Source organism: Glaciibacter superstes DSM 21135 (genome assembly GCF_000421145.1).
Classification (GTDB): Bacteria; Actinomycetota; Actinomycetes; order Actinomycetales; family Microbacteriaceae; genus Cryobacterium; species Cryobacterium superstes.
This window is the reverse complement of sequence record NZ_ATWH01000002.1, coordinates 413,005-434,712: the sequence shown is the minus strand read 5'-3', so window position 1 is coordinate 434,712 and position 21,708 is coordinate 413,005. Positions and strand designations below refer to the sequence as shown.

The following is a 21,708-nucleotide window of genomic DNA, read 5'->3' as shown; positions in this document are numbered from 1 at the left end:
CGGTGCCGCTGCCGTGGGGATGGCGTTGTCGATGAGGACGACTGCGATGGCGGCGGCGGTAGCGAAGATGTCGGCGTTGAGGACTCGGCTGCGGGCCGAGGCGCCATCCAGGAGCAGCGCCAACTGCTCGCCGAGCTGTTCGGGGTTGGTGGCGCCGGCCTCGCGGGCGGTATCGGCGAACCGGGCGGCAAAGCCTTCTTTGTAGTTGCGGGCGTATACGCGCGCCTCATGGCCCGGGTCGGGGATCTCGACGGCCGCCGCGATGAATGGACACAGGGGCGCGTGAATGTCGAAGACGGCGAGGAGGCGTTCGCGAGGCGTGAGGTCGGTGCTCTCGAACACTTCAGGCAAGATCTCGGGATCAAACCGGCGTAGGCATTCAGCGATCAGCTCGTCTTTGCCGGTGAAGTGCTGGTACAGCGTGCGCTTGGACACTCCAGCCACCGCGCTGAGCTGGTCCATGCCGGTGCCGTTGATGCCTTGATCGCGGAACAGTTGTTGTGACGCACTGAGGATGCGCTCTCGTGCCCCCCTGCCGCGGCGCAGGCCTCGCGGCCCCTTCTCCAACTCCGTCTCCGTCATAGGCTCAGTGTAGCCCACTTGGGTACCAATCGGTGTACATAGCTTGACGCCCCGCGCACCGTCCGCTACGTTAAGTACGCGGATCGGTGTACATAGCGCCGACACAATCCAATAGGGAGCACCACCATGAGCAGCATCAGCATCATCGGCTCGGGGAACATGGCCAGCGCCATCGGCGCCCTGGCCCTCAAGGGCGGCAACGCCGTCGAGGTCATAGGTCGGGATGCGGCCAAGGCCGCGGCCCTAGCCCGGGCGCTCGGCGACGGCGCCACGGCCGGAACGTGGGGCGCCGCCCCGGCCGGTGACATCGTCATCCTCGCCGTGCTGTTCGACAGCGCCGTGCCGGTCGTCAGCGAGTACGGGGCGGCGCTGGCCGACAAGATCGTCGTCGACATCACGAACCCCTTCAACCCAAGCGCCACCGGGCTGGCCATCCCTGACGACACCTCCGTCGCGCAGATGGTCGCCGAGGCCGCCCCCGCAAGCACCCAGGTCGTGAAGGCGTTCAACACGCTCTTCAGCGCCGTCCTGACCGCGGGCGACCCGCTGGATGTGTTCATGGCCGGCGATGACCCGCAGGCCAAGGCGAGCGTCTCTGCGTTCATCACGAGCCTCGGACTTCGCCCGCGGGACGCCGGCGACCTGAGCATGGCGCACTGGCTGGAGGGAGCGAGCCTGCTGGAGATGGGCCTGGCCCGCAACGGTGTCGGGCATTTCAACTTCTCCCTCGGCGTCAACCTCGGCTGAGCTCGCCGCCGGATCTCGCACGCGGCCCCGTCCCAGCTGACAGCCTGGCCCGATTCTCGTTGCGAGCACCGAGAACGCGAGGGTGATGGCGGAATCGCACACCGCGGCGGCCTCGTCGTCGTGCTCGGACATCCGCCCATACTGGCGCGCTCCGCTCTGCGGAGTCGCTTTATTTTTTATTGGTCATTTGCCTTTGGAGAATCCCCATGTCACTCTTCCGCCTCGATGCCAGCATCAACCCAGCGACTTCGCAGAGTCGCGCTCTGGCCGACCTCGTCGAAGCCGAATGGACGAGTGCGCACCCCGACTCGATCATCACTCGCCGCGACATCGGCACCCACCCGCTTCCGGCGACTACCTGGCGCGACATCGCCACTAGCGGCGCTGCCGCCGACACGGACCTCACCCCCGAGGAGCGCGAGGCCCGCGACATCGCCACCACGCTCGCCGACGAGCTGATCGGTGCCGACGCGATCCTGCTGGCGATCCCGCTCTACAACTGGGGCGTGGCCGCTCACGTGAAGTCTTGGTACGACATCACCTACACGGATCAGCGCATCAGTACCGGCGCCCTCGCCGGCAAGCCCGTGGTGCTCGCCTCCGTCCTCGGCGGCGACTACAGCGCCGCGTCGGGCAAGGCGCATTGGGACCACTCCACCCCGTGGCTGCGCCACGTCATCGAGAACATCTGGAAGGCCAACCTCCTCGTCGTGCAGCGCCAGTTGACCCTCGTCGGCGTCAACCCGGCCATGGACGCGATGAAGGATCAGGCCGCCGAGGTGCATGCCGCCGCCGCGCAGCTCGCGATCGAGCACGGCCAGGCCCTCGCCGTCAAGCGGAACGCACTGGTCTGAGTTACCGCGAGACGGGCAAAAGCGCTCTATTCGCAGAAGAGCAAATCAGAGTAGAAACAATGAGGACCCAACCACTCCCCCAACCCTGAGTGTGACCGGGGGGTGCCGGGCCGCCCAATGCCCCCGTTGACCCGAGCCGGCAGCAGCCCAGAATAGTGCGAAAAGTGAAAGACGCGACATCTCTCGCGCTCTCCCCCGTCGGATGGCGAAGACCCACTTGATTGGTCTCGGCTTGACGCATTCCTATATGGGTATATGATGATTATCATGGCACGAGCAGCGACCACGTCAGACGTCTTCAACGCGATCGCCGAGCCCCGGCGTCGGGAGATCCTGGCGCTGCTGCGGACCGGTGAGCGGCCGGTGACCGAGCTGTCCCAGGAGCTGGGGATGTCCCAGCCGGGGGCGTCCAAGCACCTGCGGGTGCTCCGAGAGGTCGGGCTGGTGCGGGATCGCAAGGCAGGCAAGCAACGCCTGTACGACATTGACGCCCGTGGGCTGCAAGCGGTTCACGAGTGGACCGGCGGGTTCGAGCAGTTCTGGAACGAGAGCTTCGATCGGCTGGACGCATACGTGCAAGAACTCAAACAGGAAAGGCACGAGGAATAGCTGATGAATACGACTGGACGAGAATCGCTGGCGCAGTCCGCGACGGCCGACCGCGAGATCCTGATCTCCCGAGTGATCGACGCCCCGCGGGAGCTGGTGTTCGAGGCGTTCACCGACGTGCGGCACCTGTCGCAGTGGTGGGGGCCAGAAGGGTTCACCACCACCACGCGGTCCTTCGAGTTCCGCATCGGCAGCGAGTGGGACTTCGTGATGCACGGACCGGACGGCACCGACTACAGCGAGTGGATCACCTGGACTGAGATCGTGCAGCCTGAGCGGATCGCGATGCTCCATGGCGAGTACCGCGGTGACCCGAATGCGTTCGAGTCGGTCCTCACGTTTGAACCCGACGGGGAGACGACCCGGATCGAGATGCTCACTGTGTTCCCCACCAAAGAACTGCGCGACGAGGCGATCGAGAAGCACGGCGCGATCGAGGGTGGTCAGCAGACCCTGGGCAACCTGGCTGCCTACGTTGTAGAGATCGTACTGAACGGAGCTGAGAGCTGATGGCCGGAAAGGTGTTCTTCAGCGTGTCCATGTCGCTGGACGGGTTCATCGCACCCGAGTCCTCCGAGGAGCTGATGGGGCAGCAGTGGATGGAACTGCAGCAGTGGGTCTTCCGGCAGCGACACTTCCGCGAGAATCTCAAGCTCGGGAAGGGCGGTGAGGAGGGACGCGATAATGACATCGTGCGGGAGACGTTCGAGCGCACCGGCGCGAGCGTGATGGGCAAGCGCATGTTCGACGCCGGCGAGCAGATGTGGCCGGAAGAGCCGCCGTTCCACACGCCGGTGTTCGTCGTGACGCATGAGGAGCGCGACCCGTGGGAGAGGCAGGGTGGGACCACCTTCCGCTTCGTGAACGACGGTATCGAGTCCGTGCTCGACCGCGCCCGCGAGGCCGCCGGCGAGCAAGACGTCCGCATCGCGGGCGGCGGAGAGACGATTGTGCAGTATCTCAATGCCGGCTTGATCGACCAGTTTCATGTCGCGCTCTCACCCGTGCTGTTCGGCTCCGGTGTCCGCCTGTTCGAGGGAGTGGACGCGGGCCGCGTGGCCCTGGAACCGGTGCGTGCGGAGCCGACGCAGCGGGTGACCCACCTGACCTACGCAGTCCGAGAGCGGTAACTGTTTCGCCCTCAGCGCTCCCCCGCCGAGGTCAGCAGAGTGGTGAGGATCCGCGACGCTCGGAAGCGTCAGGAAGGGGAGGCACACTCTCTGCTCTCGCGTGCGGCAATTCTGCCGCTCAGTAGCCGAGGTTGATGTGCGCCCGGTGGTGGTTGCCCTGTTCGATGACGTCGACAAAGCCGAGGGCATAGTCTGCGCCTGAGATTTCCCCGCCATCCTTGGGCTGGAGCGCGACGTCGTCGCCGATTCGATAGCGACCGAGGCGCTCACCGGGGACGTGTGAGCCAAATTTTCCTGCTGGGCTCACGAAAACCCAGTCGAGTGTTACGGGGGTGGCTGGGAGGTCGTCGGCGACGAGTGCGGTCACCGTGGTCAGTTCGGCGTGGTACTCCGCCGGCGCGTGGCTGAGGTCGGTCACGTAGCGCGGCGCTCCCGGCGCCGGGCGGAGTGATGAGAACCCGCCAACGATGATCAGGGGCACCTTCACGGCGTCGGCGAGACGCGCGATGGTGCGGTAGACATCGCGGAAGCTGTCGGCGAGTGCCCCACGCGGAGCGAGCGCGGCAGCCACGACATCCGCACCCTCGATCACCGCGGCGAGTGCCGACTCGTCCGAGACGTCGCCCTGGACGTAGGTCACGTTCGGGATTGGCGAGTCTGGAAGCGAACGACTGTATGCGGTGACCTCGTGACCGCGGGCGGCTGCCTCTGCGACGATGGCGGATCCGGCGTAGCTGGTGCCGCCGATGACGGTGATGCGGGACATTGAATGCCTTTCTTGGAGCAGTGGCGCCGAATGGTGCGCCTTGGTTACTGTAAGAGAGCATGTCGCCGAGGGGAAGTAGGCACTTTGTGGTAACCACTCAATCTGAGCCCGTGTATCGCGGTAACCCGTACGAGGCCTCGTGCCCGACTCGACGCATTCTGGACCGCGTCGGCGATCGCTGGACGGTACTCGTCGTGGGGATCCTGGGGCACGGCGATGCACGTTTCTCGGAGCTGCGACGCAGTATCGAGGGCATCTCACAGAAGATGTTGACCCAAACTCTCCGTGGGCTCGAGCGCGACGGGCTCGTGCGCCGCACGGTGTACCCGGAAGTGCCGGTGCGCGTCGAGTACGCGCTCACCGCCGCGGGCCGCACACTCCTCGAACCTCTCCGCGCTCTCCAGGAATGGTCGATCGAGCACCTGGGAGTCGTGTCTGCGTCGCAGGAAGCCTACGACCGCGCGCACTGATGATGATGATGATGAGGGGGTGGCGACGACATTCACGGAACGGTGATTATCGTCGCCAGTTCTTTCCTCAAGAACGGCCGGGACTGCCCTGATGGGTGCGCACCAGGGGCAGGAAAAGTTCGTCGACGATTGACTGGATGCGTGCGGGCTTCAAGGGCCGCAGCTCCATGAGCATGTCGTGTCGCACCAGGTCGAACGGGATTGTGAGCACTGCGGCGGGAACACGCTCGAAATCGATCTCGCCGCGGTCGTTGGCGCGCTGATAGATGGTCCGGTGACGAGGGAGCAGCCCCTGCTCCGATCGTTCGCGGTCTGACCTTGCCGGCTCCGACTCGGGGCCGTGTTCTGCTATCCACGCTCGGCAATCGCACGCGCGCGGCGCTCACACGACCCGGACAACTCACGCTTGCGACAACAATGCTTGCAGCTGTTCGACGACCAGGTCAGGACGAGAGATGAACGGATGGTGTCCGGTCGGCAGCTCGACGGAGCGCGTCGCTCGGTCCGCATGAAAGCGTTGCAATTCAACCGACGTGCTGCGGTCCTGACCGCAGACAATGTACGTCGAATCGATCCCCCGCCAGCCATCAGCGCTTGTCGGCGTCATGAACGCCCCAGCAGTCTGCGCGGTCACCCGCTCCCATGCCTGATGCTGCGTGGGCTCGTCTGCGTCCTGAAGGAATCGGGCTCCGAACGAGGCCCAGTCGTAGCCGGACAAACCCAGCGTGCCGTCCCCGTTGTCACCGATCGAGACCGGGTCGCTCTCACCGCTCATGATCACGCCCTGCGACTGCCCGATGTCGGGCAGGTAGGACGACACGTAGAGCAGGTGCGAGACGGCGGGATGCTGGCCCGCTTCGGCGATGACGGTGCCGCCGTAGGAGTGACCGACAACGATCGCAGAATCCACATCGTCGAGTTCACGGCGAAGGGCCGCCGCGTCGGCGACCAGGCCCCCGGCAACCTGCTCAGGCGCAGTCTCGCCACACGAAGGAAGCGCAACAGATCGGCTTCGGATGCCTGTGCGTTCCCGCAGCAGGTCTGCTGTCCGCTGCCACCACCACTGCCCATCACGCACTAAAGCGCCGTGGACGAAGATCAGTTCCATTACGTGTTCCTTTCCATCCCGATCAACTCGACCATACGGCTCCCCGGACGGCCACGTGGCCGAATCTGCTCACAGCAGCAAGACGGACAACCACCATCGGCGCTGATCGTGGTGGCGGGCAGTCGGGGCCAGGCCGGGCTGTTGCAGCCGGGGCCAGGCCGGGCTGTTGCACCCGGCGCGACCTCGAATCCGGAAAGACAATTCTTCGGATATCGGAGGAAATCCGGGAGTTGCTGTCGGATCGGGGCAGAGTTGTTCGTAGTACAGGTGAGTGGCCGCCCGCGAGTGGCGTCCCCAAACCACAGGAGATGATTCGAGATGCAGTATCTGATTTCCGTTATTCACGACAAGCTCGACCTCGCCCCCTCTGACGAGATGGCTGCCATCGACGTGTTCAACGATCGGCTCCAGACTGAGGGCCACTGGGTCTTCGCCGGCGGCCTCGGTTTTCCCGACACGGCCACCGTCATCGACAACCGGGGCGAGGATGCGGTGTTCACCGACGGGCCATTCGTGGAGTCGAAGGAATACCTCGCCGGCTTCTGGATCATCGAGGCCCCCGATCTCGACGTGGCGCTGATGCTCGCCACCGAGGGGTCGAAGGCCTGCAACCGGAAGGTCGAAGTGCGACCGTTCCTGGTCGAGTGAGCATGATCGATGCCAGGGAGGCGATTATCCGGGCCCACCGCGAGGAGTGGGCGCGGGTGGTCGCCGCCCTGGCCAGGCGTTTCGGTGACCTCGACATCGCCGAGGAGGCGGCGGCCGAGGCGTTCGCGATCGGGGTCGAGCGTTGGCCGGCCGACGGCGTGCCGCCCAACCCCGGCGCCTGGCTGACCACCACTGCCAACCGCAAGGCGATCGACCGGATCCGGCGGGAGAACAAGCGCGTCGAAAAGCAAAAGGAGGCGCAGGTGTTGTCCGACGACGAGCCGCCAGAGCCTCTCGGCGCCATCGACGACGACCGGCTCCGGTTGATCTTCACCTGCTGTCACCCGGCGCTCGCGATGGAGGCCCGTGTGGCGCTGACGCTGCGAATGATCGGCGGCCTGACCATGCCTGAAATCGCCCGCGCCTTCCTCGTGCAAGAGAGCACAATGGGGCGGCGGATTACCCGTGCGAAGGCCAAGATCCAGGCGGCTCGCATCCCTTACCGAATGCCATCCGCCGACGATCTGCAGGCACGAGTCTCCGGCGTGCTCGCCGTGCTCTACCTCATTTTCAATGAGGGTTATCTGGCGACTGGCCTCGACACAGACCCCGTTCGCGGCGATCTGACCGCCGAGGCGATTCGCCTTACTCGCCTGATCCGCACCCTCATGCCAGAAGACGGCGAGGTGGCCGGGCTGTTGGCCCTGATGCTCCTTACCGAGGCGCGCCGTACCGCCCGAATATCGGCAAGCGGCGAACTCGTCACCCTCGACGAGCAGGATCGTGGAGCATGGGACTCGGCGCTGGTCACCGAAGGCCATCGCCTGGTGCGCGAGCGCCTCGACACCGGGATGGCTCCGGGTCGCTACCAGATCCTCGCCGCGATCAACGCCGTGCACACCTCCGCCCGCGACATACGCGACACCGAGTGGTCACAGGTGGTCGCCCTCTATAACCAGCTGGTCAGCCTTGACCCGTCGCCGATCATCGCGCTTAACCGAGCCATCGCGGTTGCCGAGCTCGACGGGCCGGAAGTGGCACTGGCGATCGTCAACCGACTAGAAGTCGACTTGGCCGGGTATCACGCCTACCACGCGACCCGCGCCGACCTGCTGCGAAGGCTGGGCCGAAGTCTGGAGTCCCGCACGGCCTACGACAAAGCCATCGAGCTGGCGGGCAACTCCGCAGAGGCCGCATACCTATCGCGCCGCCGCGACCAGCTTGGGTGACGGAGCAGCCTACATTGCACACTTCTGGCAGCCACCAGACCGATCGACGTTTTCGCGCTCTGACCGGTTTTCAGCTTGTTCTCTGCGCCCGGGCGCCGGTGAGCAGGGTTACCGTCACCACCAGTGCGCAAACAACCGCGATCACGGCAACGACGCCGGCCACACCGAGCACGCTGACCGCCAGCGGTAGCGCAGCCACGACAACCACGGCGGGCAGGATGACCACCGGACGAATCACGGGTTTTGCGACGATCGGCATCTGGACGGTCCACAGCAGCAGAAGGAAGATCGCCGCTGGGATCGCAACGCCGAAACCTGCCGCCATGGCAGGGACTTTCAAATGATCACCGGTCTGCTCGACCGCGACTTCGAGTCCGGCGCCGAGTGCGGCCAACGCAGCGAAAATACCGTAGTGGCCATAGCCCCACAAGAATGATTTGTCCCTGTTTGTAGCGAGCCCGTGCCCCATAGGCTCGAGAAAATAGATCCACCAGACCGCAAAAAGAGTCACCAGACCCGCAATCGAGATGGTGATGAGTGATCCGCTGACTCCCCCGGCCTCCAGCGACGCAGCGACGCCCATAGACGCCGCCAGAACGCTCTCTCCAAGAAGGATGATCACAAAGAGGCCGTAGCGCTCAGCGATGTGATGTGGATGCCAGCTGGTGCGTGCACCACGCTCCGCCCAGATGGGCACGGCCAGTTCCGCGACGACGAGTACGGCGAACGCGACCGGTTGAAACTGTTCCGGAAGGAGACCACCCTGTTGTAGCAGCAGACGCAGCAGCCACCCGAGCTGCACGACGGCGATTCCACTCGCGTAACGGAGTGCGGTGCGCCTGCTGTTCCGGTCTTCGATTGCCGCACATACCCACTGCGCGACCAGACCGACGCGCATCACGAAGTAACCGAGTGTGACAACGAGGAAGTCGCCGTCCGTGAACGCCGTTGGCACGCCGGCCGCGAGAAGCAGAACACCGCCCATCTGGAGCATCGTCAGGAGGCGATACGGCACATCGTCGGTGTCGAATGACGAGGCGAACCAGGTGAAGTTCATCCAGGCCCACCAAATGGCGAAGAAAACTTCCAGAAACGGCACAATCGTCAGGGCGGTGTGTCCGTTCGCGATTCCGTGCGCGAGCTGTGCAGTGATACTCGCAATGGCCACCACGAATGTCAGGTCGAAGAGCAGCTCGAGCTCACTGGAAGCGCGGTTCGGTTCATCCGTCGCCCGCCCTCTCATACGCACACGCAGGCCGCGGCGGAGGGGACCGGTCTCAGACGTCACTGTCTCAACATAAAGTCGTTCATCCTGTTCCTTCGATATTGTGAGCAGGTGATTATCAGAGACGCCACCATTGCGGACTGGACGGCAATCTATCCGTTCTTCCACTCCATCGTGGATGCCGGCGAAACCTACGCGTATCCCGACGGCCTCGGCCAGGATGACGCACGCGCGCTCTGGATGGAGACACCGCCAGGGCGCACGGTTGTCGCCGTAGACGACGGCGGCACTGTCCTGGGTTCAGCGAAAATGGGTCCGAATCGTCCGGGGCGCGGCTCGCACATCGCGACAGCCAGCTTCATGGTGAGCCCCAGCGCGCAGGGGCAGGGTGTGGGGCGCGCACTCGGTGCCCACGTCGTGAACTGGGGCAGGACGGCCGGCTATGACGGCATGCAGTTCAACGCCGTCGTGGAGACGAATGCGGCGGCCGTTGCGCTCTGGACTTCACTCGGATTCACGGTTCTGGCCACCGTGCCTGGCGCATTCGACCACGCCAGCCTGGGCAAGGTCGGACTCCACGTGATGTTCCAGTCGTACTCAGCCGGTCGTTGAATCCTCGGTCGGCGTACGGACCACCATTCCGAATTCGTTGACGGGTTCGAACGCGTCGCGGTCCCAGGCGCCGGGGTGCGGAACGGGACAGTTGAGCACCGTGTTGCTGGTCGAGTGATCGATCGTGTGCTCGCTCATTGCGCGCCCGCAGATCGGGCAGTCCGTGAGCTGGGTGGTCTCCGCCGCATTGTAGGTCCCGGCCGCTGGCGTCGTGAATATGGGTTCAAGCTTGTCTTCGACCCAGCGAAACAGCCGACCACCGGGCGGACGCGATTTTGTCGCTTCGTCAGCACGCGCTGCATCATCGCGCGTTGAATCATCACGGCTGGAGACCACGTCGTCGTCGCTCATGGCGACCACGATACGCCCGCCTACGCTTCCCCGAAACCCGTTTCGATCAAATCCGCCAATGCATTGACCGCCCGTTCGCCCGCAGGATCCGTCGACACGAGTTCCGCGGACTTCCCTTTGCTGAGACCGAGCGACATGATGCCGAGGAGACTCTTGGCGTCCTTGCCGTTCACGCTCACGCGCGCATCGAATGTACTCGCCAGTTTGACGAACTCGGCAGCGGGACGTGCATGTAGCCCGTCCTTGTTGACAAGCGTGACGGTTCGGCTGAAAGTACCGGCCACTGGTTCGACGACTGCAGCGTCGACGACTGCCGCTTCGCCAGCCGACGGATGTCCGGGGCCCGCAGAGTGCGCCGCGGCTACCACTGCCCCGAGGTCGCCGCCTGTCTCGGCCGCCACCGCGGCGGCCACCCCGCCTTCCACCAGCGGAGCATCGACAACCTCAACCCGATCGCGAAGCACATCGTCAAGGAAGTCCAGGGCGGTGTCTGCAGTCAGAATTGCAGACCCGAGATCACACAAGACCACAACGCCGGAACCGCTGCCGGCGAGTACGATGCCCTCGGACACCTTCTCAAAACTCGTCCCGATCCCGCCGTCATCGGTGCCGCCGGCGGCGACAAGCGCCACGGATGGCGCCATCTGCCGCGCAAGGTCGACGAGTCCCTCCGCAATCTTTGTGCTGTGCGAGACGAAGACCAGACCGACACGGCCGCGCTCCGATGCCACCCCTACTCCCCCGCCGCGGTGTCGGCGGCGGCTCTCAGCAGCAGTGCGCTCGACTGCGCGCCCGGATCCCGGTGACCGATCGCACGCTCACCCAGATAGCTCGCCCGGCCCTTGCGCGCAACGAGTGGTTCCGTGGCTACAGCGCCAGCCTCCGCAGCATCCGCCGCCGCCGCAAGAATCTCGACCTCGCTCGATCCGGCCTGTTGGGCTATCTCAGCCGCTTCCACGGCTGGCGTCCAGGCATCGACCATCGTCTTGTCGCCAGACTCTGCTTTTCCGCGAAGCACAATGCCGTCTCGCGCCGCTGTCAGGAGCGCGACGATCGCGGCGCCATCCAGTTCCGGCGCACTGCCGACGGCGGCGGCCGCCTTCAGGTACGCCGTGCCGTACAACGGCCCTGCTGCTCCTCCCACCGTCGAGATCAGTGTCGTTGCAACCAGCTTCAAGGCATCGCCAGGAGTGGCATCGGGCGACAGCGTGTCCAGCTTGGTGCTGACGGCCTGAAACCCCCTGTCCATGTTCTCGCCGTGGTCGCCGTCGCCGATGTCACGATCCAGAGTGATGAGGGCGACGCGGTTCTCGGAAATGACCTCTGTGCTTCGGTTGATCCAGGCGGTGACCCATGCCGTGTCCAGTGCCATGCCCACCGCCTCTACTTGCCCCACCGCAGGGCTGCGGTATGAACCGGCGCATCCCAGAGGGCGGTCAACTCATCGTCGAGCTTCAGAACGGTGATCGAGGCTCCCTGCATCTCCAGTGAGGTCGTGAAGTTGCCGACGAGCGTCCTGGTGACCGTGATTCCCTTCTCAGCGAGAACCTCTGCTGCGCGACGGAACACGATATAAAGCTCCACCTGTGGCGTTCCCCCCATGCCGTTGACGAACAGGAGGACCGAATCGCCAGAGGCGAAAGGAATGTCATCGATGATCGGTGCCAGAATCCGGTCGACGATCGCATCGGCCGGCTCCATCCTGATCCGCTCTCGCCCCGGCTCGCCGTGGATGCCGATTCCGATCTCGATCTCGTCGTCGGCCAGCGTGAAACTCGGTTCGCCCGCGTGTGGCACAACACATGGCGTCAATGCGACACCCATGCTCCGTACTTGGGAGTTCACCTTCGTGGCCACGGCCGCAACGGCGTCGAGGTCGTCGCCTCGCTCAGCGGCGGCGCCGGCGATCTTCTCGACCAGCACCGTTCCAGCGACGCCGCGCCGACCAGCTGTGTACAGCGAGTCCTTGACGGCGACATCGTCATCGACGATGACGGATCGGACGTCGATACCTTCAGCCGCCGCCAGATCGGCGGCGGTCTCGAAGTTGAGAACGTCTCCCGTGTAGTTCTTGACGATGTGCAGGACGCCGACTCCCCCATCGACAGCCTGAGTCGCCGCCAGGATGGGATCCGGTGTCGGCGAGGTGAATACCGGCCCTGGCACAGCGGCATCCAGCATTCCAGAACCCACAAATCCGCCGTGCAGCGGTTCGTGACCACTCCCACCTCCGCTGACGATACCGACCTTTCCCTTCACCGGCGCGTCCGCGCGAACGATGTAGATCGGATCGTGCGAGACACGCACAAGGTCGGGGTGAGCTGCCTCGAATCCGGCGACGGCCTCATTGACAACGTTCTTCGGGTCATTGATGAGCTTCTTCACGATCATCCTTTCGGTCTGGGCTGACGAGGAGGCGGGGCCGGATGCCCAAGTCACATCCTTCCCACCTTCCAATGCCTAACTTACGCGGTACGACGCGCCGGGGTAAGGGCCAGAAATTCGCACCTACGCTGGCCATTCCCCTCGACGAGACGCCGCGCTAGTGTTGACCCAACCGCTCACTGGAAAGGGACGGCTTCAACGTCCCCGAACCTGACAAGAAAGGCCATCGTGGACAATTTGGGGCTTGTTTTCCTCTCGGAGGTGGTGGGTACGGCGTTGCTGGTACTCCTCGGCTGTGGTGTTGTCGCCAACGTCGCTCTCGCTAAGACGAAGGGTCTTGGTGGCGGGTTCCTGATGGTGAACATCGGCTGGGGTCTTGCGGTCTTCGCCGGTGTGATCGTTTCTTACAACTCGGGCGCTCACATCAATCCGGCCGTCACGCTCGGACTCGTCTCGGCGGGATCGGAAGATTTCGGTGGCACGGCGCATCTTCCGATCACGTTCGGCACCACACTCGCGTATATCGGGGCGCAGATGATCGGTGGCATCCTGGGTGCCGTCGTGGTGTGGTTGGCGTATAAGCAGCACTTCGATGCTGAGCCTGAGCCGGCGAACAAGCTCGGTGTGTTCTCGACCGGTCCGGCGATCCGTTCGTACGGGTGGAACCTGGTGACGGAGATCGTCGGCACGTTTGTGCTGGTGTTCGTGGTGATCGCGTTCGGTGGCGGACGTCAGGGCGAGGGTGGTCTGGCCGCGCTCGGAGCACTGCCGGTGGCACTACTGGTGATCGTGATCGGTACGTCTCTTGGTGGTCCGACGGGGTATGCGATCAACCCGGCTCGTGACCTGGGTCCGCGTATTGCGCACTTCATCCTGCCGATCAAGGGCAAGGGTTCATCGGACTGGTCGTATTCGTGGGTGCCGGTTGCCGGTCCCATCATCGGTGGTGTGATCGCGGGCTGGGCCTCGCTGGTGCTGCTGCCGATCCTCGGCTAGCCGCACCGCGGCATCCGTTCTGCGTTACATCGCATTTAGTACTTCTAGTAGAGGAGTGAGTGAATAATGACTGATTACGTTCTCGCCATTGATCAAGGCACGACAAGTAGCAGGGCGATCATTTTCGATAAGTCTGGATCGATTGTTTCGTCTGGGCAGTTGGAGCATGAGCAGATCTTCCCGAAGGCCGGCTGGGTCGAACATGACCCGAAGGAGATCTGGGACAACACCCGCGAGGTCATCGGGCAGGCGCTGTCGAAAGCGAACATCACCCGTCACAACATCAAGGCGGTAGGGATCACGAATCAGCGTGAGACGGCGGTGGTATGGGACAAAACCACGGGTGAACCGGTCTATAACGCGATCGTGTGGCAGGACACGCGCACCCAGTCGATCGTGGATCGTCTCGCCAAAGATGGTGGGGTGGAGCGGTTCAAGGAGAAGGTCGGCCTGCCATTGGCGACGTATTTCTCCGGCACGAAGATCGTCTGGATCCTGGAGAATGTCGAAGGTGCCAGGGAGAAGGCCGAGGCCGGGGACCTGCTGTTCGGCACCACGGACTCCTGGGTGCTCTGGAACCTGACCGGCGGCACCGACGGCGGTGTGCACGTCACCGACGTCACCAACGCCTCCCGCACTCTGTTCATGGACCTGGAGACGCTGCAGTGGGATGACGACATCCTCGCCGCGTTCGACGTGCCCCGCTCGATGCTGCCGGAGATCAAGTCCTCCTCAGAGGTCTACGGCAACGCACATACCTCGAGTCTGCTGCGCGAGGTTCCCATCGCGGGGATCCTCGGTGACCAGCAGGCTGCCACGTTCGGGCAGGCCGCATTCGATACCGGTGAAGCGAAGAACACCTACGGCACCGGAAACTTCCTGATCTTCAACACCGGCGAAGAGATCGTGCACTCCAAGAACGGGCTCCTCACCACTCTCGGCTACAAACTCGGCGACGCCGCCCCGCACTACGCCCTCGAAGGGTCCATCGCGGTGACCGGTTCTCTGGTGCAGTGGTTGCGTGACAACCTCGGCCTGGTGAAGTCCGCCGACGAGATCGAAGCCCTCGCGAAAACGGTTGACGACAACGGTGGTGCGTACTTCGTGCCCGCGTTCTCGGGGCTGTTCGCCCCGTACTGGCGCTCAGACGCCCGCGGTGCACTGGTCGGGTTGACCCGGTACGTGAACAAAGGCCACATCGCCCGCGCCGTGTTGGAAGCGACCGCATTCCAGACCCGGGAAGTCGTCGATGCCGTCAACGCCGATTCCGGGGTCCCGTTGACGGAGCTGAAGGTTGATGGTGGCATGATCGCCAACAACCTCCTGATGCAGTTCCAGGCCGATATCCTCGGAGTTCCCGTGATCCGCCCCGTCGTCGCGGAAACGACGGCTCTTGGCGCCGCGTACGCCGCGGGACTGGCCGTCGGGTTCTGGAAAGACCTCGACGACCTCCGCGCGAACTGGCAGGAAGACTCCCGCTGGGAGCCGAAGATGGATGACGCCGAGCGCGACCGCCAGTTGCGAAATTGGAAGAAAGCCGTCACCAAAACATTCGACTGGGTCGACGAAGACGTGGACTGACCCCCACGCTCCACCTCGCGCCTGATCTACCTCGCGCTTGGCGCGAACGGCCGCCCCGAAACCGGAGGCGGCCGTTTCGCCGCCTTACGCCTTCGTGGCAGCGACCCACCTGGACAGTTGCGCAGAAGCGGCGCCTGAGTCGATCGTCTCGGCGGCCACGGCCATCTTGGCGCGGAACCGGTCGAGAATTGCGACCTGAACCTGCGCCGGGTCATTGGCGAGATCGAATGCGACCAGGCCAGCAGCGGCGTTCAACAGCACGATGTCCCTGACCGCACCACGTTCGCCCGACAACACCGTGTGCACAACCGCGGCGTTGTGCGCCGCGTCGCCGCCTAACAGGTCGCTCATCTTCGCCCTGGTGAGACCGAGGTCACGGGGATCGATATCGTGTTCGGTGACCAGTCCGCGTGAGACCTCCCACACGTGGCTGTGACCGGTCGTGGTGAGTTCGTCGAGTCCGTCGTCCCCGCGGAAGACCAGCGCTGTCGCTCCCCTGGTCTGGAAGACACCGACGAACAGCGGAACCCGGTCAAGGCTCGCGACACCGACCGCTGACGCTTCCGGCCTGGCCGGGTTGCAGAGCGGACCGAGGAAGTTGAAGACCGTCGGGATGCCAAGCTCCCTCCTGGCAATGGCGGCGTGGCCGAAGCCGGGGTGAAACGCCGACGCGTACGCGAACGTGATGCCGGTCTCCTCGAGGATCTCCGCCACCCTGTCCGCAGAAAGGGTGAGGTCGATACCGAGGGCCGCAAGAACGTCTGACGACCCCGACGCCGAACTCGCTGCCCGGTTACCGTGCTTGATCACGGGCACCCCGGATGCCGCAGCGACGATCGAGGACATTGTCGACACGTTCACGGTGCCGAAACGATCCCCGCCGGTTCCGACGATGTCTAGAGCCATTGGATTCACCGGCAGGGGCACAGCGTGTTCGAGGATCGCGTCACGGAATCCGACAATCTCGTCGACTGTCTCGCCCTTTGCCCTGAGCGCCACCAGGAACCCGGCGAGCTGAGCTGGCGTCGCCTCCCCCAGCATTACCTGTTCCATGCTCCAGGCCGCGTCAGAGACGCTCAGGTCCTCCCGGTTCAGAAGCGACGTGATGATTCCGGGCCATGACTGCGATTCGAGCATGTTCACAGCCTATTGCGCACACCCAACTCCCCCGAAATCACGGTGGATACCTCCCGACAGTTAGGCTGCCCTAACCAAGAAGAAGGCGCGACTGGCATTCCAAAATGAGAAAAACCTGAACGGATATCGGCCATAATGGAGGAGTGACGAGCACTTCAATTACTCAGACGGCGAACGCGCCTGTCGTTAATCGGCCCAACAGCGTTGCGGTGGGCACCATCGTCTGGCTGGGCAGCGAAGTGATGTTCTTCGCTGGGCTCTTTGCGATCTACTTCACTCTGCGGTCGACATCTCCAGAGCTGTGGCAGTTCGAGACCGACAAGCACAACTTCACCTACGCGCTGATCAACACACTCATCTTGGTGTCGTCATCCATCACGTGCCAGTTCGGAGTCTTCGCGGCAGAGCGCCTGCAACCGCGATCAACCGGCTGGAAGCCAAGCCAGTGGGGCATGGTCGAGTGGTTCTTCCTCACCTATGCGCTGGGCGCCATCTTCGTCGCCGGTCAGGTTCTCGAGTACGCGACGCTCGTTTCAGAGGGAATCGCGCTTGACTCCAATGCGTATGGTTCTGCCTTCTACATCACCACCGGCTTCCACGGAATCCACGTCACCGGGGGTCTGATCGCATTCCTCCTGGTCATCGGCCGCGCCTTCGCAGTCAAGACCTTCGGCCACCGTGAGGCCACCAGCGCCATTGTGGTGTCTTACTACTGGCACTTCGTCGACGTCGTCTGGATCGGGCTCTTCCTGGTCATCTACGTTCTCAAATAGGAATCAGGAGCGGACAACTTCAGCATGCCCGAGAACCGAACACCCACGGCAGCACGCGGTCGCAAGGCCGGTCGGCGCCACCCCCTTGCCAGCATCGCGCTCATCGCGATCGGCCTTCTCTTCACAGGAGGGGCTTACGCAGCATTCAGCACGAGCACGGCCAGCGCCGAAACCGACATGGCAAGCCAGCAGACGATTGAAGAGGGCAAGAAGCTTTTCGCTGCAAACTGCGCCACCTGCCACGGAATGGGCGCGGAGGGAAGCGAAGACGGCCCCAGCCTGATCGGTGTCGGCGCAGCATCCGTCGACTTCCAGGTCGGTACCGGCCGTATGCCGCTGCAGATGCAGGGTCCACAGGCCGAGCAGAAGCCGGTGCAGTTCACCGATGAACAGACCGCTGCTCTGGCGGCGTGGGTCGCATCGCTGGCACCTGGGCCTGCCATCCCAGAGGGCGAACTGCTCGATGGCGAAGGCGACACCGCGAACGGCGCGGAGTTGTTCAGGATCAACTGCGCCATGTGCCACAACGTGGCTGGCGCAGGCGGTGCCTTGACCGAGGGCAAGTTCGCTCCCTCCCTCTCTGGTGTCTCCGCAAAGCACATCTACGAGGCTATGGTCACCGGCCCGCAGAACATGCCGGTCTTCAACGACATGAACATCAAGCCTGAGGACAAGCGGGATGTCATCACGTACCTGAAGTACCTGGACAACAACCCTTCCCCCGGTGGCATCGATCTCGGGAGCATCGGACCGGTCTCTGAAGGACTCTTCCTCTGGATCTTCGGTCTCGGTTCGATCGTGGCGCTGACCGTATGGATCACCGCGAAATCGAACTGACCGGCACCCAGTAATGGCACAGAGTTTAATGGCACAGCGTAAGCGCAAGAAGGAGAACAATGGCCAACGACGATAACGGCGGGAAGGACCTCACCGCTGCCGACGCCCACGGTGCCCGGCCGTCAGAGGCTTCCGCAGGCACCGCCGTCGTTACGAGGGATGCCATCGGCAACCCTGGCTTCCCTCCGCACCGCGCGCGGATGACGGACTCAGACCCAACGGCAGAGCGAAAGGCGGAGCGCTCCGTCTACACCCTCTTCTACCTGTCCGTCGTCGGCAGCGTCTGGGCGATTGCGGCGTACATAATTTTCCCCATCGATGCGGCAGACCCGGGCTCCGTGCGCCTGAACAACCTCTTCATCGGCCTCGGCCTCTCCCTTGCACTGCTCGCCCTCGGAATCGGCGCCGTGCACTGGGGCAAGGCGCTCATGAGCGATCATGAGGGCATCGATATTCGCCATCCGGTGCGTGGAACAGAAGAGACCAGGGCCCGTGCTGTCGAGATCTTCCAGGAGGCAGACCAGGAGTCGGGCTTCGGTCGGCGCACGCTCATCCGCAATAGCCTGATCGGTGCTCTGATCGCGTTCCCGCTGCCGGCGGTCGTGTTGTTCAGGGGCCTCGGTCCGCAGGATGAAGACCCCGTCGCCCTCCTGGAGCACACGATGTGGAAGAAGGGCACTCGCCTGGCAATCGACCCGAGCGGCCGTCCGATCAAGGCTTCTGATGTCACTCTCGGTTCGGCGTTCCATGTCATCCCTGAAGGGCTGCAGGACCTTGAGCACGGGAAGCTTGAGGAGAAGGCGAAGGCTGCAGTGCTGCTCATGCGCCTGGACCCGGCAGATCTCATCGAAGCACCAGATCGTAAAGGCTGGTCGTACGACGGAATCGTCGCCTATTCAAAAATTTGCACGCACGTCGGCTGCCCCGTTGCACTCTATGAGCAGCAGACCCATCACCTCCTCTGCCCCTGCCACCAGTCGCAGTTCGACGTCACCAATCACTGTGAGGTCATCTTCGGCCCGGCCAAGCGGCCGCTGCCCCAGCTGCCCATCGCCGTTGATTCAGAGGGATATCTGATCGCGCAGAGCGACTTCACTGAGCCTGTCGGCCCAAGCTACTGGGAGCGCCATTGAGTACGTCAACCACCACTAGTGCCCCGGTCGCCGTGACCGACAAAAAAGAGATCGAGAAGTCCGGCGGTTTCACCGCTGCGGCCGCGAACTACCTCGACGAGCGCACAAGCATCTCGGCGGCTGTCAAGGAGCTAGGCCGTAAGATCTTTCCCGATCACTGGTCGTTCCTCCTCGGAGAGGTGGCGCTGTACAGCTTCGTCATCATCCTGATTTCGGGAACCTTCCTGACGTTCTTCTTCCAGGCGTCCATGGCCGAAGTGCATTATGACGGCTCATACGTTCCGCTCAAGGGAGTTGAGATGTCGGTCGCCATGGCGTCGACACTGGACATCTCCTTTGACGTGCGCGGCGGTCTGCTCATGCGCCAGGTTCACCACTGGGCCGCCCTTCTCTTTGTTGCCGCAATCGGTCTGCACATGCTCCGGATCTTCTTCACCGGCGCATTCCGCAAGCCGCGCGAACTGAACTGGGTGATCGGTTTCATCCTGTTCATCCTGGCAATGGCAGAGGGCTTCACCGGATACTCGCTCCCCGACGACCTGCTCTCCGGAAACGGTCTTCGGATCATCGATGGCATGGTCAAGGGAATGCCAGTGGTCGGCACCTGGATCTCCTTCCTCCTCTTCGGTGGAGAGTTCCCGGGTAACGACATCGTCGGCCGTCTCTATTCGCTGCATATCCTGCTGCTGCCCGCCATCATCGTTGCGCTGATCGCGCTTCACCTGTTGTTTGTTGTTGTGCACAAGCACACGCAGTATGCGGGTCCGGGTCGCACCAACCAGAACGCGGTCGGCTACCCGATCCTCCCGGTCTATGCAGCGAAGGCAGGCGGATTCTTCTTCATCGTGTTCGGCGTCGTCATGCTGATCGCCTCGCTGTTCACCATCAACCCGATCTGGAATTATGGTCCATACGACCCGTCACCGGTGTCGGCCGGTACCCAGCCGGACTGGTACATAGGTTTCGCCGACGGCGCTCTCCGACTGATTCCACCGGGTCTCGAATTCGTCTGGCTCGATCGCACCTGGTCGTTCAATATCTTGATCCCGCTGATCGTGATCGGTATCTTCATCGTCACGGTGCTGATCTATCCATTCATCGAAGCGTGGATCACCGGCGACAAGCGCGAGCACCACATCCTCGACCGGCCACGCAACGCCGCAACCCGCACCGCAATCGGTGCAGCCGGCGTGACGTTCTACGCCGGCCTCTGGGCGGCGGCATCGTCAGATATCATCGCAACACACTTCCACCTCACGATGGAGGGAGTCATCCACACGCTTCAGGCGATCACGATCCTCGGACCGTTCGCGGCGTACTTCATCGCCAAGCGGGTGTGCCTTGCTCTACAGAAGAAGGACAGGGAGATCGTGCTGCACGGATTCGAGTCCGGCCGCATCGTTCGACTGCCTGGAGGCGAGTACATCGAGGTGCATCAGCCGATCGATGAGTACGAACGCTGGAGGCTGGTGAGCTACGCCGACTTCAAGCCACTCATGATCCGACCGGATGCCAGGGGACGGATCACAGCGCTACAGCGTCTTCGCTCGGGTCTCTCCCGCTGGTTCTTCGAAGACCGGATCATCCCGGTCGACCAGAAGGAGATCGATCAGGCGCACGGAGATCATCACTAACAGCTCTCGAGCTGATCATCAGATCGGGCACCGATGTCAACCCAGACCTTGTCTGCGTGGCTTCGGTGCCCGAACTGCTTCCAGCGGATGTCCGCTCGAGGTCCGCTTACCGTCGCCTGCGCCAACGGGCACAGCTTCGATGTCAACAAGCGTGGCTTCGTGAACATGGTGGCCGGCTCCCGCAGGCTGACATTCGACAGCGCTGCCATGCTCGATGCGCGAGACTCATTCCTGGAAGCGGGCTGGTACAGCGAACTGCGAGCCACCCTGGCTGCGACAGCCGCCGCCCTCTCCCCAGCCCTCTCCCCCGCCAGCGTCATCGATATCGGCTGTGGAACCGGGTACTACCTCCGCGGTGTACAGGAGCTCCTCCCGGACTCCGCATTCCTCGCCGTCGACCTCTCCCCCAGCGCGGTCGCCCGCGCCGTCCGCAGCGGCGGGGTCGGAGTCGGTGTCAGTGTTGGTAACGTCGACGGCCTGGTCGCGAACGTCTGGTCCCCGCTCCCGATCAAGGACCAGTGCGCAGACCTGGTGCTCAACGTGTTTGCGCCGCGCAACGCCTCCGAGTTCCACCGCATCCTGCGGCCGCGCGGCACTCTTATGGTGGTGATTCCGCAGGAGGAGCATCTGCAGGAGCTTCGTGCATTCGGCCTCGCGCTCGACGTCCAACCGGACAAGCACCGGCACCTGGTCGAAGCGCTCTCGGCACATTTTGCGCTGCAGTCGACGACGCGGCTCTCTACGGTGATGTCGCTGTCACCGCCCGCCGTTGCCGCCCTCATCGCGATGGGGCCGTCGTCACATCATGCTCAAGCCGACACCAGGGCAGATGCGTCGCCGACGCATAAAGGCGTCACCGCCGCGTTCGAGATACTCAGCTTCAGTCGACTCGGGACCTGAA

At 63.6% G+C, this 21,708-nt stretch carries 26 protein-coding genes; 16 read left to right on the top strand and 10 right to left on the bottom strand.

Going from position 1 to position 21,708, the window contains the following annotated elements; translation table 11 throughout:
• Positions 1-582 (bottom strand): TetR/AcrR family transcriptional regulator (locus K323_RS0104335; protein WP_022884063.1); only part of this gene is annotated, 582 nt, incomplete at its 3' end.
• A gap of 126 nt (positions 583-708) precedes the next feature.
• Here K323_RS0104335 and K323_RS0104330 point away from each other — a divergent pair.
• The 5 genes from K323_RS0104330 to K323_RS0104310 all read left to right on the top strand — a co-directional run bounded on the left by K323_RS0104330 (position 709) and on the right by K323_RS0104310 (position 3,922).
• The gene (locus tag K323_RS0104330; RefSeq protein ID WP_022884062.1) at positions 709-1,329 is read left to right on the top strand and encodes an NADPH-dependent F420 reductase; all 621 of its coding nucleotides are present in this window, start codon (positions 709-711) and stop codon (positions 1,327-1,329) included.
• A 206-nt stretch (positions 1,330-1,535) separates the two neighbouring features.
• On the top strand, positions 1,536-2,183 hold the full coding sequence (locus tag K323_RS0104325) for an FMN-dependent NADH-azoreductase (RefSeq protein ID WP_022884061.1): 648 nt from the start codon (positions 1,536-1,538) through the stop codon (positions 2,181-2,183).
• A 267-nt stretch (positions 2,184-2,450) separates the two neighbouring features.
• Positions 2,451-2,792, top strand: coding sequence for an ArsR/SmtB family transcription factor (locus K323_RS0104320; RefSeq protein ID WP_026851210.1), 342 nt, complete (start codon positions 2,451-2,453; stop codon positions 2,790-2,792).
• Positions 2,793-2,795: 3 nt separating this feature from the next.
• On the top strand, positions 2,796-3,302 hold the full coding sequence (locus K323_RS0104315; protein ID WP_022884059.1) for an SRPBCC family protein: 507 nt from the start codon (positions 2,796-2,798) through the stop codon (positions 3,300-3,302).
• On the top strand, positions 3,302-3,922 hold the full coding sequence (locus tag K323_RS0104310; RefSeq protein ID WP_022884058.1) for a dihydrofolate reductase family protein: 621 nt from the start codon (positions 3,302-3,304) through the stop codon (positions 3,920-3,922). Before K323_RS0104315 ends, K323_RS0104310 begins: the two co-directional genes overlap by 1 nt.
• Positions 3,923-4,040: 118 nt before the next feature.
• Here K323_RS0104310 and K323_RS0104305 read toward each other — a convergent pair whose 3' ends face one another.
• Complete coding sequence (locus K323_RS0104305; RefSeq protein ID WP_022884057.1) at positions 4,041-4,688, bottom strand: NAD(P)-dependent oxidoreductase; 648 nt, start codon at positions 4,686-4,688, stop codon at positions 4,041-4,043.
• Between the two features lie 86 nt (positions 4,689-4,774).
• Here K323_RS0104305 and K323_RS0104300 point away from each other — a divergent pair, with 86 nt between their 5' ends.
• Positions 4,775-5,158, top strand: coding sequence for a winged helix-turn-helix transcriptional regulator (locus K323_RS0104300; protein ID WP_026851209.1), 384 nt, complete (start codon positions 4,775-4,777; stop codon positions 5,156-5,158).
• A gap of 67 nt (positions 5,159-5,225) precedes the next feature.
• Here K323_RS0104300 and K323_RS30820 read toward each other — a convergent pair whose 3' ends face one another.
• Entirely contained in the window at positions 5,226-5,510 is a 285-nt protein-coding gene (locus tag K323_RS30820; RefSeq protein WP_084697004.1) for a TetR-like C-terminal domain-containing protein, read from the bottom strand.
• A 48-nt stretch (positions 5,511-5,558) separates the two neighbouring features.
• On the bottom strand, positions 5,559-6,266 hold the full coding sequence (locus tag K323_RS0104290; RefSeq protein WP_022884054.1) for an alpha/beta hydrolase: 708 nt from the start codon (positions 6,264-6,266) through the stop codon (positions 5,559-5,561).
• A gap of 318 nt (positions 6,267-6,584) precedes the next feature.
• Between K323_RS0104290 and K323_RS0104285 the strand changes: the two genes are divergently transcribed.
• On the top strand, positions 6,585-6,914 hold the full coding sequence (locus K323_RS0104285) for a YciI family protein (RefSeq protein WP_022884053.1): 330 nt from the start codon (positions 6,585-6,587) through the stop codon (positions 6,912-6,914).
• Between the two features lie 2 nt (positions 6,915-6,916).
• On the top strand, positions 6,917-8,143 hold the full coding sequence (locus K323_RS0104280) for an RNA polymerase sigma factor (protein WP_026851208.1): 1,227 nt from the start codon (positions 6,917-6,919) through the stop codon (positions 8,141-8,143).
• Between the two features lie 70 nt (positions 8,144-8,213).
• On the opposite strand, the gene K323_RS0104275 is transcribed toward K323_RS0104280, so the two are convergent.
• Entirely contained in the window at positions 8,214-9,431 is a 1,218-nt protein-coding gene (locus K323_RS0104275; protein WP_022884051.1) for a low temperature requirement protein A, read from the bottom strand.
• Between the two features lie 48 nt (positions 9,432-9,479).
• Between K323_RS0104275 and K323_RS0104270 the strand changes: the two genes are divergently transcribed.
• Complete coding sequence (locus K323_RS0104270) at positions 9,480-9,980, top strand: GNAT family N-acetyltransferase (RefSeq protein WP_022884050.1); 501 nt, start codon at positions 9,480-9,482, stop codon at positions 9,978-9,980.
• Here the strand turns inward: K323_RS0104270 and K323_RS24175 are convergent.
• Genes K323_RS24175 through dhaK form a run of 4 tightly spaced genes read right to left on the bottom strand, consistent with a single transcriptional unit; the run spans position 9,966 to position 12,716 of the window.
• Entirely contained in the window at positions 9,966-10,331 is a 366-nt protein-coding gene (locus K323_RS24175) for a hypothetical protein (RefSeq protein WP_157509335.1), read from the bottom strand. The genes K323_RS0104270 and K323_RS24175 overlap by 15 nt on opposite strands.
• A 20-nt stretch (positions 10,332-10,351) precedes the next feature.
• The gene (gene dhaM / locus K323_RS0104260) at positions 10,352-11,062 is read right to left on the bottom strand and encodes a dihydroxyacetone kinase phosphoryl donor subunit DhaM (RefSeq protein ID WP_022884048.1); all 711 of its coding nucleotides are present in this window, start codon (positions 11,060-11,062) and stop codon (positions 10,352-10,354) included.
• A gap of 2 nt (positions 11,063-11,064) precedes the next feature.
• Positions 11,065-11,703: a dihydroxyacetone kinase subunit DhaL gene (gene dhaL, locus K323_RS0104255; RefSeq protein ID WP_022884047.1), complete on the bottom strand. Its 639-nt coding sequence runs from the start codon at positions 11,701-11,703 to the stop codon at positions 11,065-11,067.
• An 11-nt stretch (positions 11,704-11,714) separates the two neighbouring features.
• Entirely contained in the window at positions 11,715-12,716 is a 1,002-nt protein-coding gene (gene dhaK, locus K323_RS0104250; RefSeq protein WP_026851207.1) for a dihydroxyacetone kinase subunit DhaK, read from the bottom strand.
• A gap of 228 nt (positions 12,717-12,944) precedes the next feature.
• On the opposite strand from dhaK, the gene K323_RS0104245 reads away from it, so the two are divergent.
• Both K323_RS0104245 and glpK read left to right on the top strand, forming a co-directional pair.
• Positions 12,945-13,712: an MIP/aquaporin family protein gene (locus tag K323_RS0104245; RefSeq protein ID WP_022884045.1), complete on the top strand. Its 768-nt coding sequence runs from the start codon at positions 12,945-12,947 to the stop codon at positions 13,710-13,712.
• A 66-nt stretch (positions 13,713-13,778) separates the two neighbouring features.
• Complete coding sequence (gene glpK, locus K323_RS0104240; protein WP_022884044.1) at positions 13,779-15,293, top strand: glycerol kinase GlpK; 1,515 nt, start codon at positions 13,779-13,781, stop codon at positions 15,291-15,293.
• Between the two features lie 84 nt (positions 15,294-15,377).
• On the opposite strand, the gene trpD is transcribed toward glpK, so the two are convergent.
• Positions 15,378-16,430, bottom strand: coding sequence for an anthranilate phosphoribosyltransferase (gene trpD, locus K323_RS0104235; protein ID WP_022884043.1), 1,053 nt, complete (start codon positions 16,428-16,430; stop codon positions 15,378-15,380).
• Positions 16,431-16,573: 143 nt separating this feature from the next.
• Between trpD and ctaE the strand changes: the two genes are divergently transcribed.
• Genes ctaE through K323_RS0104210 form a run of 5 tightly spaced genes read left to right on the top strand, consistent with a single transcriptional unit; the run spans position 16,574 to position 21,707 of the window.
• Positions 16,574-17,203: an aa3-type cytochrome oxidase subunit III gene (ctaE, locus tag K323_RS0104230; RefSeq protein WP_022884042.1), complete on the top strand. Its 630-nt coding sequence runs from the start codon at positions 16,574-16,576 to the stop codon at positions 17,201-17,203.
• Positions 17,204-17,227: 24 nt separating this feature from the next.
• Positions 17,228-18,040 (top strand): cytochrome bc1 complex diheme cytochrome c subunit, encoded by an 813-nt coding sequence (gene qcrC / locus K323_RS0104225; RefSeq protein ID WP_022884041.1) that lies wholly within the window; start codon positions 17,228-17,230, stop codon positions 18,038-18,040.
• A gap of 59 nt (positions 18,041-18,099) precedes the next feature.
• Positions 18,100-19,173: a cytochrome bc1 complex Rieske iron-sulfur subunit gene (gene qcrA / locus K323_RS0104220; RefSeq protein WP_022884040.1), complete on the top strand. Its 1,074-nt coding sequence runs from the start codon at positions 18,100-18,102 to the stop codon at positions 19,171-19,173.
• A 32-nt stretch (positions 19,174-19,205) separates the two neighbouring features.
• Entirely contained in the window at positions 19,206-20,807 is a 1,602-nt protein-coding gene (gene qcrB / locus K323_RS0104215; protein ID WP_022884039.1) for a cytochrome bc1 complex cytochrome b subunit, read from the top strand.
• 33 nt (positions 20,808-20,840) lie between these two features.
• Entirely contained in the window at positions 20,841-21,707 is an 867-nt protein-coding gene (locus K323_RS0104210) for a methyltransferase domain-containing protein (RefSeq protein WP_022884038.1), read from the top strand.
• The last annotated feature ends 1 nt before the right edge of the window (position 21,708 follow it).